Annotated in this window: 15 protein-coding genes, 1 tRNA gene and 1 pseudogene; 10 read left to right on the top strand and 7 right to left on the bottom strand. The window is 61.3% G+C overall.

Annotated elements, in window-relative coordinates:
• The first annotated feature begins 443 nt into the window (after positions 1-443).
• Positions 444-746 carry a DUF982 domain-containing protein gene (locus CO664_RS20885; RefSeq protein ID WP_234820294.1) on the top strand — a complete coding sequence of 101 codons (303 nt, stop codon included), beginning with the start codon at positions 444-446 and terminating at the stop codon, positions 744-746.
• Positions 747-1,142: 396 nt separating this feature from the next.
• On the opposite strand, the gene CO664_RS31260 is transcribed toward CO664_RS20885, so the two are convergent.
• The 3 genes from CO664_RS31260 to CO664_RS20870 form a co-directional block, all read right to left on the bottom strand.
• Positions 1,143-1,313: a hypothetical protein gene (locus CO664_RS31260; RefSeq protein ID WP_234820295.1), complete on the bottom strand. Its 171-nt coding sequence runs from the start codon at positions 1,311-1,313 to the stop codon at positions 1,143-1,145.
• Between the two features lie 215 nt (positions 1,314-1,528).
• Complete coding sequence (locus CO664_RS20875) at positions 1,529-2,038, bottom strand: Hsp20/alpha crystallin family protein (RefSeq protein ID WP_097526688.1); 510 nt, start codon at positions 2,036-2,038, stop codon at positions 1,529-1,531.
• 98 nt (positions 2,039-2,136) lie between these two features.
• Positions 2,137-2,598, bottom strand: a complete 462-nt coding sequence (locus CO664_RS20870; RefSeq protein ID WP_097539773.1) for an Hsp20 family protein — start codon at positions 2,596-2,598, stop codon at positions 2,137-2,139.
• Between the two features lie 336 nt (positions 2,599-2,934).
• On the opposite strand from CO664_RS20870, the gene CO664_RS20865 reads away from it, so the two are divergent.
• The 6 genes and pseudogenes from CO664_RS20865 (at position 2,935) to CO664_RS31715 (ending at position 7,549) form a co-directional block, all read left to right on the top strand.
• The gene (locus tag CO664_RS20865; RefSeq protein WP_037420378.1) at positions 2,935-3,249 is read left to right on the top strand and encodes a co-chaperone GroES; all 315 of its coding nucleotides are present in this window, start codon (positions 2,935-2,937) and stop codon (positions 3,247-3,249) included.
• Between the two features lie 29 nt (positions 3,250-3,278).
• Positions 3,279-4,907, top strand: a complete 1,629-nt coding sequence (groL, locus tag CO664_RS20860) for a chaperonin GroEL (RefSeq protein ID WP_097539772.1) — start codon at positions 3,279-3,281, stop codon at positions 4,905-4,907.
• A gap of 185 nt (positions 4,908-5,092) precedes the next feature.
• On the top strand, positions 5,093-6,433 hold the full coding sequence (locus CO664_RS20855) for a Do family serine endopeptidase (protein WP_097539771.1): 1,341 nt from the start codon (positions 5,093-5,095) through the stop codon (positions 6,431-6,433).
• Between the two features lie 79 nt (positions 6,434-6,512).
• On the top strand, positions 6,513-6,869 hold the full coding sequence (locus CO664_RS20850) for a hypothetical protein (RefSeq protein WP_176536633.1): 357 nt from the start codon (positions 6,513-6,515) through the stop codon (positions 6,867-6,869).
• Positions 6,859-7,266 (top strand): annotated as a pseudogene (locus tag CO664_RS31720) (ABC transporter permease subunit); the annotation flags it as partial. The gene CO664_RS20850 and the pseudogene CO664_RS31720, both read left to right, overlap by 11 nt.
• A 124-nt stretch (positions 7,267-7,390) precedes the next feature.
• The gene (locus tag CO664_RS31715; RefSeq protein ID WP_337441824.1) at positions 7,391-7,549 is read left to right on the top strand and encodes a hypothetical protein; all 159 of its coding nucleotides are present in this window, start codon (positions 7,391-7,393) and stop codon (positions 7,547-7,549) included.
• Positions 7,550-7,887: 338 nt separating this feature from the next.
• Here CO664_RS31715 and CO664_RS20840 read toward each other — a convergent pair.
• Positions 7,888-7,962 (bottom strand) — tRNA-Val (locus CO664_RS20840).
• 302 nt (positions 7,963-8,264) lie between these two features.
• Positions 8,265-8,627, bottom strand: a complete 363-nt coding sequence (gene cpdR1 / locus CO664_RS20835) for a response regulator CpdR1 (protein ID WP_037389271.1) — start codon at positions 8,625-8,627, stop codon at positions 8,265-8,267.
• 190 nt (positions 8,628-8,817) lie between these two features.
• Between cpdR1 and CO664_RS20830 the strand changes: the two genes are divergently transcribed.
• Both CO664_RS20830 and hisN read left to right on the top strand, forming a co-directional pair.
• Positions 8,818-9,699, top strand: a complete 882-nt coding sequence (locus CO664_RS20830) for an N-formylglutamate amidohydrolase (protein ID WP_037420278.1) — start codon at positions 8,818-8,820, stop codon at positions 9,697-9,699.
• Between the two features lie 345 nt (positions 9,700-10,044).
• On the top strand, positions 10,045-10,821 hold the full coding sequence (gene hisN, locus CO664_RS20825; RefSeq protein ID WP_097526686.1) for a histidinol-phosphatase: 777 nt from the start codon (positions 10,045-10,047) through the stop codon (positions 10,819-10,821).
• 69 nt (positions 10,822-10,890) lie between these two features.
• On the opposite strand, the gene CO664_RS20820 is transcribed toward hisN, so the two are convergent.
• On the bottom strand, positions 10,891-11,874 hold the full coding sequence (locus CO664_RS20820; RefSeq protein WP_097539770.1) for an alpha/beta hydrolase: 984 nt from the start codon (positions 11,872-11,874) through the stop codon (positions 10,891-10,893).
• Positions 11,875-12,256: 382 nt separating this feature from the next.
• Here CO664_RS20820 and CO664_RS20815 point away from each other — a divergent pair, with 382 nt between their 5' ends.
• Complete coding sequence (locus tag CO664_RS20815) at positions 12,257-12,718, top strand: Hsp20 family protein (RefSeq protein ID WP_097539769.1); 462 nt, start codon at positions 12,257-12,259, stop codon at positions 12,716-12,718.
• A gap of 80 nt (positions 12,719-12,798) precedes the next feature.
• Here the strand turns inward: CO664_RS20815 and CO664_RS20810 are convergent, their stop codons facing one another.
• The gene (locus CO664_RS20810) at positions 12,799-13,845 is read right to left on the bottom strand and encodes a low specificity L-threonine aldolase (protein ID WP_097539797.1); all 1,047 of its coding nucleotides are present in this window, start codon (positions 13,843-13,845) and stop codon (positions 12,799-12,801) included.
• Positions 13,846-14,330 lie beyond the last annotated feature (485 nt).

Genomic DNA, 14,330 nt, shown 5'->3' with positions numbered 1-14,330 from the left:
AAGAATCGCGAAGCATCCTCGTAGGAGAACAGCGCAACTTGGGCAAAGCTCGGGCACGAAAAAGGCCCGAGCAGGCCACCGCCTCTCGGGAATCGCTGCCGAAACGTGAGGATTGCGCCCAAGCCCGTCGAGGGAAACCCCACGGTTCGGACAGTCCATATCCCACCTCGACGGAGCCAGACTCCGTCTGCGCCCATCGAACACAAAGCTAATGTGTCCGCGAGAAATAATCCCGAAGGACGCTCCACAAACTGATCGCGCTCCGACTGTAAAGCCCTATGGAAAAAGGCAGCCGAAATGTTTCGAGGGGATCAGATGGCGAGCCAGCTGCTCGGATGGTTGGTCAACTCGGGAAAGCGTTAGAAGCCTTGAAATCCGATCTGTTGGCGCCGATATTTTCTGCACTTCTTTTTCATCCGGTGTGAATGCGAAAGGAGGACATCATGCGTAACCCGGAACTGGTTTGGATGACGCCCGTCATCGTTCGCAAAAAGGACGGGACCCCGCAGGTCTTCGCCTGCGTCAACGATGCGCTTGATTTTCTCGAAGAGGACCTGGCCCTCCATCGAGGTGGAAAATACAGTCGAGCCGTTCAAACGTGCCGCCGTGCTCTGAACCGAATGACCCCAGTGGCCATCGCGCGCGAAGCGTTCATTGACGCCTGCCGAGATGCGGGCATGGCAGCGAGCGCGGATGCAATGTTCGGCGCGAAACCCGGTGCTGGCGGTCAACACTCGCTTGCCTAAAGGCTGGAGTCGGGGCACGCTTCCAGGCCCCGACCTATCGAGCAGCAACCCATGCGACCCGTCACCACGTTCTGAATGGCCCTGCCGTAAGGATTGCCCTAACCCCGCGACTACCGTCTCGCCTCGCTCCCGGGAATGTCCGGAAGTGCACGTCCGTCCAAACAAGTAATCAAGTCCGTCTTGAAGATTAATTTGCCCATCATTACATCGTCTTACGCAGCGTGCGCAGCACGCGGAACAGCGTCAACAAGCTTCATTCGTGGCTCGGGCTCTGGTTGATCGTCTCGCCCTGCTGCAATTCGCGACACGCGCCGCTACTGAAAGGTACGGCGCTTCGGCCACAGCCGGTTACTGCTCCCCTCAAACTAGCGGCTCCTGTCGTCCACGACGATGTAGTTAAGTTTCTGTCTTTCCGCATAGGCAATGGCGGCCTCGCGGGATGGGAAGTTCGACCTGAGACAGCGTGTCACTCCCTCCGGTATAGCCGATGAGATAGTCGATGACCGGCGGGTCTTTCCGTTCGAACACCAGCAGCCAAGGTCGCCTTGACAGGCGCGCTGACGTCATCACGGAACGTGACGGACGAAAGATGCGTGCTACCGGGTCACTGTTTGGTTTTAGCCGGTCCTCAGCCGCCGGATGCTGGCTGTCGCCGATCTGCTCCGCGAATTTCCGATCATCGCTACGAGAGCTTTCCTGTCGAGAACGGCGTCCCGTCATGAGATAGGTTGTCGTCACCAGAATAGCCGGCCGGGCAATCGACCCGGCCGGCGGCGACGGTACTATTTGGCTTTATCGATGCTGATCCGCTTGACGTTGGCTCGCGCCTTCACGGTCTTAGGCAGTGTCACCGAGAGCAGGCCGTTCCTGAACGTTGCGGCGACCTTATTCTCATCGACCTGGCCACCAAGAGCCAGCCGCCGTTCGAAGCGCCCGTAGTAGCGCTCTGTGAACCGGCGGCCATTGTCCTCCGTTTCCGATTTCTTCTCGCCGCGAAGCGTTAGCACACCATCGTCCAGCAGCACCTCGACATCGTCTGGATCAATCCCCGGCACCTCCGCTGTCACGCGGATCTCGTTGTCGTTCTCCTCGATCTCCACTGTCGGCCACGAGCCATTGAAGGACGTCGCAGCACCGAACAACGAGGGCTGGCCAAAACCGCGGAAGACGTCGTCAAACAGCCGGTTTACATTGCGGTGCAGCGAAAGGAACGGATCTAGGTCATCGCCGCGAAAGGCGCTTGGAACCTGGCTGCTGCTACGATTCCAGGGGATCAGGTCACGTACATTCATGGCTTCATCCTTTCTTCGGTTTCGTTCACTCCTTTTTTTGCGCTCTCTCCCGGCCCTCGCCTTCGAAAGCAGCCGAGGCTCGAGCGGCGCGCGCCGGTTTAGGCTGCCTTGTCGCCTTCGATCTGCTTCGAAGCGGGCTTGGTCACTTCGGTTTGGATGGTGATCCGATGTGGCTTCATCTCCTCAGGGATCTCCCTCCTGAGATTAATGACAAGCAACCCGTTTTCGAGCTTTGCGCCCTCGACAAAGACATGATCGGCGAGTTCGAATTTACGCTCGAACGGCCGTACGGCGAGCCCCTGATGGAGGTACTGTGCCTCCTCATCCTTGGACTTGGCGCCGTTGACCATGAGCATGTTCGCCTCATGGGTGATCGTCAGGTCGTCTTCGGCAAATCCCGCTACCGCGATTTCGATTCGGTAGGAATCTTCGCCAAGTTTCACGATGTTGTAGGGCGGCCAGTTTTCAGCGTTCAGACTGGCGTTTTCCAGCAGATCGAACATGCGATCGAAGCCGATGCTCGACCTGTAGAAGGGGGTAAAGTCGAGGCTTGTTCTCATAGCTACATCCTCCGTAGAGCAACATAGATACGAGGAAGCGCCAAGAAGCTCGGCGCTCCCTGACCAGGCCGACCCCAATGGGGCGTCGGCAGAAATGAGTTGGGGATCCCACCGCGTTACGTCAAGGGGGTGGCGGGAAATGAAGCTATAAATTCATGGGATTAGCACTCACATGGATCGAGTGCTAAAAAATTGCGCCGCCCTCTTGAAACTCGAAAAATCAGAAACCAGATCGATTGGCGCGATGCCAAAACATCGTGCGTCCCGCGTCGGATTCGAGCCGGATGCGGCGCGGAGGAGCTTCTAAGAAATCTGTTTGTCCACGAGGTAAGCGACATGACGTTCCGTCCCCTGCATGACCGCATCCTGGTCCGCCGCATTGTAGCCGAGGAAAAGACGGCCGGCGGCATCATCATCCCCGATACGGCGAAGGAAAAGCCGCAGGAAGGCGAGGTCATCGCCGTCGGCCCGGGCGCACGCGATGACAGCGGCAAGCTCGTCGAGCTCGACGTCAAAGCCGGCGATCGCATCCTGTTCGGTAAATGGTCCGGTACAGAAATCAAGCTCAATGGTGAGGAGCTTCTGATCATGAAGGAATCCGACGTCATGGGCGTGATCGAGAACGAAGCCTCGGCGAAGAAGGCCGCCTGAGAGCCGGGCCAATTGGAGGAGTAGAAAAAATGGCTGCCAAGGAAGTGAGATTCCATACGGAAGCCCGCGAGAAGATGCTTCGCGGCGTCGACATTCTCGCCAATGCGGTGAAGGTGACGTTGGGCCCGAAGGGTCGCAATGTGGTGCTCGACAAATCGTTCGGCGCTCCACGGATCACCAAGGACGGCGTCACCGTCGCCAAGGAGATCGAGCTTGAGGACAAGTTCGAGAACATGGGCGCCCAGATGGTGCGCGAAGTGGCATCAAAGACCAGTGACATCGCCGGCGACGGCACCACCACGGCAACGGTTCTCGCCCAGGCGATCGTCAAGGAGGGAGCGAAAGCCGTGGCCTCGGGAATGAACCCGATGGACCTCAAGCGTGGCGTCGACAAGGCGGTGGAGGCTGTGGTCGAGGAGCTGCGCAGCAATGCCCGCAAAGTCACCAGAAACGATGAGATCGCCCAGGTCGGCACCATCTCGGCCAATGGCGACACGGAGATTGGCCGCTTCCTCGCAGAAGCGATGGAAAAGGTCGGCAACGAAGGAGTGATCACGGTCGAAGAAGCCAAGACCGCGGTCACGGAGCTCGAAGTCGTGGAGGGCATGCAGTTCGACCGCGGTTACCTCTCGCCCTATTTCGTGACCAATCCCGAAAAGATGCGCGTCGAGCTGGAGGAGCCCTATGTGCTCATCCACGAGAAGAAGCTGTCCAATCTGCAGGCGCTGCTTCCGGTTCTCGAATCTGTCGTTCAATCCGGCAAACCGCTGCTGATTATCGCCGAGGACGTCGAGGGTGAAGCGCTCGCCACGCTCGTCGTCAACAAGCTGCGTGGCGGCCTGAAGGTCGCTGCAGTGAAAGCGCCTGGTTTTGGCGACCGCCGCAAGGCCATGCTCGAGGACATCGCCATTCTGACCGGCGGTACTGCGATCTCCGAGGATCTCGGCATCAAGCTCGAGAACGTCACGCTCGAAATGCTCGGCCGCGCCAAGAAGGTGGTTGTCGAGAAGGAAAACACGACCATCGTCGACGGCGCTGGTTCGAAGACGGAGATCCAGGGTCGCGTCGCCCAGATCAAGGCGCAGATCGAGGAGACCACCTCGGACTATGATCGCGAGAAGCTGCAGGAGCGTCTCGCCAAGCTCGCCGGCGGTGTTGCCGTGATCCGCGTGGGGGGCTCGACCGAGGTCGAAGTCAAGGAACGCAAGGACCGCGTCGATGACGCAATGCATGCAACGCGGGCGGCTGTCGAGGAGGGCGTGCTGCCCGGCGGTGGCGTCGCTTTGCTGCGAGCCGTCAAGGCCCTGGACGGCGTTCAGACCGAGAACGCCGATCAGAGGCATGGCATCGAGATCGTGCGCCGTGCGATCGAAGCGCCGGTGCGCCAGATCGCCGAGAACGCGGGTGCCGAAGGCTCGATAATCGTCGGCAAGCTGCGCGAGAAATCCGAATTTGGCTATGGCTGGAACGCCCAGACCAACGAGTTCGGTGACCTTTACGAGCAGGGTGTGATCGATCCGGTCAAAGTCGTTCGAACCGCGCTGCAGGACGCCGCTTCGGTCGCCGGGCTGCTGATTACCACCGAGGCAATGGTCGCCGAGAAGCCGAAGAAGGAGGCGCCGGTTCCGCCGATGCCGCCTGGAGGTATGGACTTCTGACGGAAGCGATGGGTTCGCGCCTCAGGGGCGCGGACCCATCGAACCATGGCTTGCCCCTCGATGGGTGAAGCGTTCGAACATGGTTTGCAGCAGGGCGGCAGGAGCCCGAGATCGGCTCCAAGGAGGCCGGACCCGAGGCCCGTCAGCCCGCTCCGAAGGAGGATCTAACAAAATCGGGGCCAAAAATGACCACGCGTTCGTCGAAATTTGTTGGCGTATTCGCCGCACTCGTTCTCGTTATGGTTTCTGGGCCGCTGCCGGCGGCGCAGCCGCAGGCCGCCCTTTCATCAAGCACTCAACGGTCGCTCGCTGACGTCCTGGAAGAGATCACGCCGGCGGTCGTCAACATTGCTGTGAGGTCTCGCACACCTGCCGAAACCAACCCTCTGTATAATGATCCGTTTTTCCGCCGCTATTTCAACCTGCCTGAGCAGCAGCAGCGGCTGAGCGCCGGTTCCGGCGTCATCGTTGACGCCGAAAATGGCTATATCCTCACCAACCACCACGTCGTCGCCGACGCCGGCGAGATTGCGGTGACGCTGAAGGACCGCCGTCGCTTCACCGCTGAACTGGTGGGCAGCGATCAGGCAACCGATATTGCTTTGCTGAAGATCGAGGCTGAAAAGCTGACGGCGCTGCCCTTGGGCGATTCCAATGCTCTCCGGGTCGGCGACTCCGTTGTTGCGATCGGCAACCCGTTCGGACTGGGTCAGACCGCAACCTCCGGCATTGTCAGCGCTCTTGGGCGTGGCGGCATCAATGTCGAGGGTTATGAGGATTTCATCCAGACCGACGCCTCGATTAATCCCGGCAATTCGGGAGGGGCACTGGTGACTGCCGATGGTCGGCTGGTCGGCGTCAACACCGCCATCATCGCGCCGGCCGGCGGCAACGTCGGCATCGGCTTTGCGGTTCCGATCGCGATGGCCTCCGCCGTGATGCAGCAACTGATCGAGCATGGCGAAGTGCGGCGCGGCCGGATCGGCGTTTCCATTCAGGACCTCACGCCGGACCTAGCCGAGGCGCTCAGCATAGAGGAGACTTCCGGCGCCGTTGTCGGAAGCATTGAGCAGAATTCGCCGGCAGCGAGTGCCGGGCTTCAAGCTGGCGATGTCATCATCGCCGTCAACAATCGCAAAATCACCGGCTCGGCAGATCTCCGCAATCGGATCGGTTTGGCTCAGGTCGGATCACAGGTCGAGATCGAATATCTGCGCGATCGGGCTCGCAAAAAGGTGACAATGCGCATTGAGCCGGCCGAGGCAAATGCTGAGGCCGATGCAACGCCCGCTCCCCTGCAGGGCGCGCAGTTCGAGGATGCGGCTGGTAATGTGGTTGTCTCCAGCATTGAAGGAGGAAGCGCAGCGGCGCGATCGGGTTTGCGCGCCGGCGACGTGATCGTTGCCGTTAATCGAAAGCCCGTCGCCACCGTGGCGGAGCTCGCCGCGGCGTTGAAGGACGCCGGCGGCGCGATTGCGCTCGATCTGTTTCGCGGCGGCTCAAAACTGTTCCTGGTGATCGGTTAAGCGGCCGCCGCGCGCGTGAATGTCGAACGTTGAAGGGGAACGAGATGAGGAGCGCTGAGCCGCGACGGCATGACAGCACATGCTCAACGTGGTGCAAACGGTCTGCGATCGCATTGCGTTGTTCAGCAACGGCCGGATTGGATTCCTCGGCACCATCGAAGAGCTTGCCGACAAGATCGGGGGAGGCGCTTTCATCATCGATGTCGAGGCCGATGGTATCGACCTTACCGAACTGGGCACGTCGGCCGAGGGCGTGAAGTCGATCGCACCCGGTCGCCACGGCCATTGGCTGGTCGAAAGCGACCGCGATGTTCGCCCGGAGCTCGCCCGCCTCGTCGTCGATGCTGGTGGTTCCCTGAAGAATCTGGACCTGCGTCGGGCGCGGCTTGACCAGGCCTACAATCGGTATTTCCGGGAGGTTGTCCATGACGCGTGAAGGCTCACCCCTCAAGGGAGCGGCAACGATTGCCTTCAAGGAAGCGGCCGATCATATGACCAGCGCGCGGATGCATCTGATCATGCTGCTCGTGCTGCTGACCGCGATCGGCGCCGCATATGGTGCGATTGGGCGCATCACCGCAACCACGGCCGAGGATCCTTTCCTGTTCCTGAAGCTGTTGACGGAGGCGTGCGAGCCGCTTCCATCCTTCGCCGCCTTGCTTGGCTTTCTGTTGCCGCTGGTGGCGATCGCGCTGGGTTTCGACGCAGTCAACGGCGAATACGCCTGGCGGACAATAAGCCGGCTCCTGGCGCAGCCGATCTACCGCGATGCGGTTTTGTTCGGAAAGTTCCTCGGTGGCTTGCTTGTTATCGCAATCGCGCTGCTGACGCTCTGGCTGCTCATGACAGGCCTCGGCATCCTGTTCCTCGGTCTGCCCCGTCGGCCGCCGACATCGTGCGGGGCGCCGCCTATCTCGCCGCGACGTCTGGCTGGCGCTGGCGATCGCCTTCTCGACCTTGATCCGCTCGCCGGCGACCTCGGCGTTGGCCGCCCTGTCGGTCTGGCTGGTGCTTGCGGTGTTCTGGGACATGATCGCGCCGCTGTTTGCAGGCGCGCTGGCTCCCATCGATCCGCTCGAGCCGATGACGGTGGTGACACAGCTCGAAACGCAGTAGGCCATCAGCAGGTTCTCGCCTCAGACGCTTTACGGGGAAATCACCGGAATGCTGTTGAACCCCGCGGCGCGCTCGGTGGTCCCTTGTTCTTCGATCAAGTCCAAGGCGCGATTGCCAGCGCACCGCTACCGACCGTGCAAAGCCTGCTGGTCGTATGGCCGCAGCTCTCGGGACTAGTCGCTGCGATGATCCTGCTCTTCACTTTGGCCTACGTCGTCTTCCAGCGTCAGGAGGTCAGGGCATGATGGCTGCTCGGCGCGTCGCCGCCCGCAACTTGGCGCCATTAGCCACCAGAAACGACAAAGGGCTCAGCGGGACCGCTAAGCCCTTGAAAAGGATGGTGGGCGTGACAAGGATCGAACTTGTGACCCCTACGATGTCAACGTAGTGCTCTCCCGCTGAGCTACACGCCCATCCGATGCGGCGCATAGACCATAAAACCGGCGTGCGCGTCAATAGGCTTTTCGAAGGTTTTTTGACAGAAAGTTCGAAGGTGCCGGTGGGGCGGGACTTCGATGGGCGCGCGTTCGGCCTTTAGCCCGCTGCGGGCGCATCGGGCAGCTAAATGATTGAAATAGCAGAGGTTGCTGCCGGAGGAACGCGCAGCGTGACGCGCGGCTTGCGAATTCTGGCGGGGCAAAGCGCAAGCGGAAGCCGATCAAGCAGATCGGCTTGGCCAGCCGTTTTGACAGATAGGGAAACCGCTTGGGGGGTCTCAGGCAGCCAGCATCTTGTTGACCTCGTCGACGAGGTCGCGAAGGTGGAAGGGCTTCGAAAGGACCTTGGCGTCCTTCGGGGCCTTCGAGTCGGGATTGAGCGCGACGGCGGCAAAGCCGGTGATGAACATGACCTTCAGGTCCGGGTCGAGCTCGGTCGCCCGGCGGGCGAGTTCGATGCCGTCCATCTCGGGCATAACGATATCGGTCAGCAGCAGCGAAAAGGGCTCTTCGCGCAGCCGGTCATAGGCGCTGGCGCCGTTGTCGTAGGACAGGACCTTGTAGCCGGCCTTTTCCAACGCCTTCACGAGGAAGCGGCGCATGTCGTTGTCGTCTTCGGCAAGGAGGATTTTCGCAGTCATGAATTCGGCCGTGGCTACTTCTTTTCGATGCTTGTGGGATGCGGCAGCCTAGCAAACCGCAACAGCGTAAATATCCGGTGAACGGCAGGGGTCAACCCCCGGAACCGACGGGAGGCCACTATGGACACAGAGGCGGCCAACTGGCAACATGATCAAAACAGCAAGATCCGCATATGGTAAAAGGGTTCAGATGGGGGAAGTGGCCGAGTGGGACGTGTTCGAGGTCTTGGAACCCGCGAGCCAGCGGATCCCCCTCGTGTTCAACTCACCGCATAGCGGGCGCTACTATCCCCAATCCTTTCTCGATCAGTCGCGGCTCGATGCGCATTCGATTCGGCGGTCCGAGGATCACTTCGTCGACGAACTCTTCCAAAGCGCCACGCTCCTTGGAGCGCCGCTGCTGAGGGCCCATTTCCCGCGTGCCTTTCTCGACGTCAACCGCGAACCTTACGAGCTCGATCCGCGCATGTTCGAGGGGGCGCTGCCGCCCCACGCCAATATCAGCTCGATGCGGGTCGCAGGCGGGCTCGGCACGGTGCCGCGGCTGGTCGCCGAGAATATGGAAATCTATCGCAGCCGCGTGCCCGTCGAGGAGGCGCTGGCGCGGATCGAATCGATCTACAAGCCCTACCATGCGACGCTCCGGAAGCTGATCGCCCGCACCCATGTCCAGTTCGGCATGGCGGTGCTCATCGACTGCCACTCGATGCCCGGCAACGTTCACCTGGCAGGAAGCGGCCAGCGACCGGATTTCATCATCGGCGACCGCTATGGAACGAGCGCCGCGGCGGAACTGTCGCGCTTTGCGGTCGAACTCCTGGAGCAGCTCGGCTATGCGGTGACGCGCAACAAGCCCTATGCCGGCGGCTTCATCACCGAACATTATGGCCGGCCGACGCGGGGGCTACACGCGCTTCAGATCGAGATCAACCGCAGCCTCTATATCGACGAGGCGACGCTGGTCAAAAAGCCGGGATTTGCCGCCCTGGAAACCGATCTTGCGACGTTCGTCGCAGGTCTGGCGCGCCATGTCGAGGATTACGGCGCCTATCTGCCGCTTGCCGCGGAATAGCCTGCTCTTGCCCTTAAAAAGAACCGCGCCAATGGCGCGGTCAAGTCTAGGGAGGAAACACCCAAGGAGGGTATTTGCAGCCACTCGTGACTGCCAGGAAACTTTAATATTGCACTGCACAATTGTCAAGTTTCTACAGCGCCGCGCGTCTTATCAGACGTGCAAAGGTTGCTGTAGCACTTTGAATTTGCCGATGTCTTTCTCCTTGAATCGAGGTCGATTAAGGAGACAGGCAGTAGGCGAGCGTGTCTTGGCACCGCAGCTGCGAGCGCCCGGCGCAAGCGTTGCCTTTCGGCAGATTTCCTCTATTCAGAATGAACTTCCTTCTCGCCTCAAGAGAGTGACATGCTGCCCGACCGTTCCTTCTTCGACCGCCTCGCCGATGCCGCCAAGGCGGAAACCCTGCCGCGCTTCCGCACGGGCACGAGCGTCGTCAACAAGCTCGAAGGCGGATTCGATCCCGTCACCGAAGCCGATCAGTCGGCCGAGGCGGCCATCCGGCGATTGATCGAAGCCGCGTTCCCTGAGCATGGTATCCTCGGCGAAGAGCACGGCAATATCGGCCTCGACCGCGAACATGTCTGGGTGATCGATCCGATCGACGGAACGCGTGCCTTCATTTCCGGATTGCCGGTCTGGGGAACGCTGATCGGCCTCTATCGCCACGGCAAGGCGATCATGGGGCTGATGGACCAGCCCTTCACCGGCGAGCGCTATTTCGCCGACGGCGAGAAAGCGATCTATCGGGGCCCCGGTGGCGAGAAGGTGCTGTCCGCGCGTGCCTGCGACGCGCTTTCCGATGCTGTCCTGTTCACCACCTCGCCGCATCTCTATACCGGCGATCTCAAGGAGCGCTTCGAAGCGCTGCAGGCCAAGGTGCGGCTCTTCCGCTACGGATGCGATTGCTACGCCTTTGCACTGCTTGCGGCCGGCCATGTCGATCTCGTCATCGAATGCGGCCTGAAGCCCTACGATGTCGGCGGCCTCATTCCGCTAATCGAACAGGCGGGCGGCATCATCACCGACTGGCAGGGCGGTCCGGCGGAAATGGGCGGCGAGATCATCGCCGCGGGCAGCCCGGAGCTACATGCGCAGGCGCTGGAGACGTTGCGAGCGCGCTAAAGCGCGCCCGCTTTGTGCATGTCGTTACCTCAAAGCTGCTGCCCACATTTGTGGGCGACATGCAATGAGTTACGCATCTTCCATCGTCTGCGGCGAAAGGTCGATTTCCTCGGCGTCGGTCTCCGGCAGGAAGGCCAGAATGGCGGCGAGCGCCTGGGCGCGGTAGCGGTCGGCTTCCTGGAAGAGCTCGTGGCGCGCCCCGTCGATCGGGATCAAATGGCCGGCGCGGAAATTGCTGGCGAGATATTCCATGGCGAGATAGGGCACGAGGCCGTCGGCCGTCGGCGCCAGGATGACCGTCGGCACGATTATCCTCGTGAGGTGCTCGCGGCGCGTCGTGCGCCTGATCACCCGGAACGCTTCGCTCAACCAGCGGCCGGTCGGCGGCCCGATGCGCAAATGCGGACAGGCGTCGATGACGGCAAGGTTGCGGGCATAACGCCGGCTGTCCGAGGTCAGCGGGTTGTTCCTGAAGGGAGACTGGCGCTCCTTGTCGCCGCGCACCGGCAGGTTGCCGAGGCCGAACCAGCGCATTGCCGTGGCGATCGCGACTATGCCGGGCTCGCCGATCGCCTGGCCGCTCAAGCCCAGAAATGGGGCCAGCAGCACCATTCGGTCGATACGGCTTGCCAGCATCGGCGCCAGCGACAGGGCGACGAGCGCCCCCATCGAATGGGCGACAATGGAAAAGGGCAGGCGCGTGTCGGGCAGGACGATCTGCTCCAGGAATATCGACAGATCGCGCTCGTAGTCGGCAAAATGCTCCACGTGGCCGCGGCCCGGCTGCGGCAGCAGCCGTTCGGATCCACCCTGACCGCGCCAGTCGAAGGTCGCGACCCAGAAACCGGCCGCCGTGAGATCGCCGATCGTTTCGAAGTATTTCTCGATCGACTCGTTGCGCCCCTGCAGGAGCACAATCGTGCCGCGCGTGACCGGCGCGTTCGCCTTGAAGACGGCGTAGCGGATCTTGCGGTCGCCGGCGCCGTCCAAAAAGCCCACCTGGGGCTTGCCCGGTATCGGATTATCCGGCGTGGAATGAAGGATCGTCGTCATTAAGCGCGCGGCCGAGGAAACGAAGTCGAGATCGTTTAGGGATAGGCGGCAGTCCTGCCCACGTCAAAGAAAAAAGCCGGAAGCGGCGGATGAAATCCGGACGATCACCGCTTCCGGCCGCTGAAGGAGAAGGGACATGTCGCTTCAGCCCTGGGCGCTTCCACCCAGTGTGTCTGTTTTAGCTGCGCGAGGCTGAACGGCGGCCGAACCCGTCGTTCATTTGCCGTTCACCAATGTGGCCAGGTCGGCCCTTGAACTCATGCGAAAGCGCTCCCATGTTTTGGCTGCGGGCGCCGAAGACGGGTCCGCTCACCGGTCATGCCGCAGCCTTATGGGGCGGCAGGCCAGACATCGCAAACCGTTGCTCTCGAAGGAGGACACCATGCGTCACTTTGACTTTTCCCCCCTTTACCGCTCCACCGTCGGCTTCGATCGCCTGTTCACCATGCTTGACAGCCTGGGCCAGCCCGATCAGGCGCAGACCTATCCGCCCTACAACATCGAGCGGACCGGCGAAAACGCCTACCGTATCACCATGGCCGTTGCCGGCTTCGACGAAAGCGAGCTTTCGGTCGAAGCGCGCGAGAATACGCTGACGATCAAGGGTGAGAAGAGCGAGGAGAAGGGTGAGGAAAGCCAGTTTCTCCATCGCGGCATCGCCAAGCGGGCCTTCGAGCGCCGCTTCCAGCTTGCCGACCATGTCGAGATCCGAGCTGCTTCGCTGAAGAACGGCCTGCTTCACGTCGATCTCCTGCGTGAGATTCCGGAAGCTGCCAAGCCGCGTCGCATCGAGATCACTTCGGTCTCTTCCCAGCCGAAGCAGATCGAGGCGCAGACGGCCTAACGTCCATCATTAGACCATCAAAGACGGCGTCCCTCGGGGCGCCGTTTTTTCATGGGCATTTCTGCCGCGCATTCCCTTGTTCAGCAGGCCGCGATGAACTGGTCGACGTCATCGGCGCGCGTCGCGAAGCTTGTGACGAGGCGGTAGAGGCCTTCATCCGCGGCGAGGCTGGAGGAGAGGTCTTGCGGCGCGGGCCAGTCGTAGAAGACCGCCCCCTGCTCCTGCAGACGCGCGGCCACGTCGCGCTTCAGGATCACGAAAACTTCGTTGGCCTCCGGCGTCCAGGCGAGTCGGCTCACGGCCGAAGCCGCGATTCCTTCCGCAATGCGGCGGGCCATGCCATTCGCATGGCGGGCGAGATCGAGCCATAGATCGCCCTTGAGATAAGCGTCGAATTGGGCGGCGATGAAACGGGACTTCGAGAAAAGCTGGGCCGCCCGCTTGCGTAGGAAGTGCATCTCGTGCGCCTTCGACAGGTCGAAGAGGATGAGCGCCTCGGCGCACCAGCAGCCGTTCTTCGTGCCGCCGAAGGATAGAAGGTCGACGCCGCGCTTCCAGGTCATCTCGGCCGGGGTCGTGTCGAGGCTAACGAGGGCATTGGCGAAGCGCGCGCCGTCCATGTGCAGCGGCAGCCTGTGTGACTTGGCGATCGAGGCGATCGCTTCGATCTCCGGGAGCGAATAGACCGTGCCGCTCTCCGTCGCCTGCGTCAGCGTCACCGCCATCGGCTGGCCGCCATGCACGACGTCCGGCGGAAAGCGGCGGATCTCGGCCTCCAGCCGCGCCGCATCCATCTTGCCGCGCGCGCCGGCGACCGGGCACAGCCTGGCGCCCTGCGAGAAGAATTCCGGCGCGCCGCATTCGTCCACATTCACATGCGCTTCGCGGTGGCAGAAGGCGACCCCTCCGGCCCGATTGGTGCTCGCCAGCGCAAGCGCGTTGGCCGCCGTGCCGGTGCCGACGAAGAACACCGCCACGTCCGTTTCGAAAATCTCCGACAGGCGCTTTTCAACATTCCGGTCGAGTTCGCTCGTGCCGTAGGCGGAAACATAGCCCCGCGCTTCGGCGGCGAGGTTTTCGGAAATGGCCGGATGAGCGCCAGCCCAGTTGTCGGAGGCAAATATCATCAGAATCATCCTATCTGTCAGCCTCGGCGGCCGATTCCGGGTGACCATAGCCGAGTTCGGCGTCCAGACAATGCCTACAGCGCCGCGCGTTTATCGCGCGCGCAAAGGCCGCTGTAGCACTTCAATGTCTTTGTCCGTTGAACCGAGTTCGATTTAAGGAGACATGTGGTAGGTTCTTGGCGATGCCAACAGAAGACCAGTTTGAAACCAAAGTGAAGAAAGCGACGGCGTCGCGTAATTTTATTTCAAACCGGCGAAATTTTTGGCAATGTTCGGCAAAGTCTCCAGCATTATTTGCGGCCATGCCCCTTGCGGAGGGGGGCGCTTTCTGGCATAGAGCGCATGAAATAGGACAGGTTTGCTGTCCTATTTCGGTCTAGGGACCGGAACAATCGCCGGAAGGGCCGCGAAAAGCGGCCTCGGGCGGGGAGCGTAAGGGGTTTCGCCGGGTTTCATTCGGCTGTTATCGCCTGCCATCACCATGG

The sequence above is a fragment of the Sinorhizobium sp. NG07B genome (assembly GCF_002532005.1).
Taxonomy (GTDB): Bacteria; Pseudomonadota; Alphaproteobacteria; order Rhizobiales; family Rhizobiaceae; genus Sinorhizobium; species Sinorhizobium fredii_C.
Note: the sequence above shows the minus strand (reverse complement) of the source record. Positions and strands in the feature narration are given on the sequence as shown.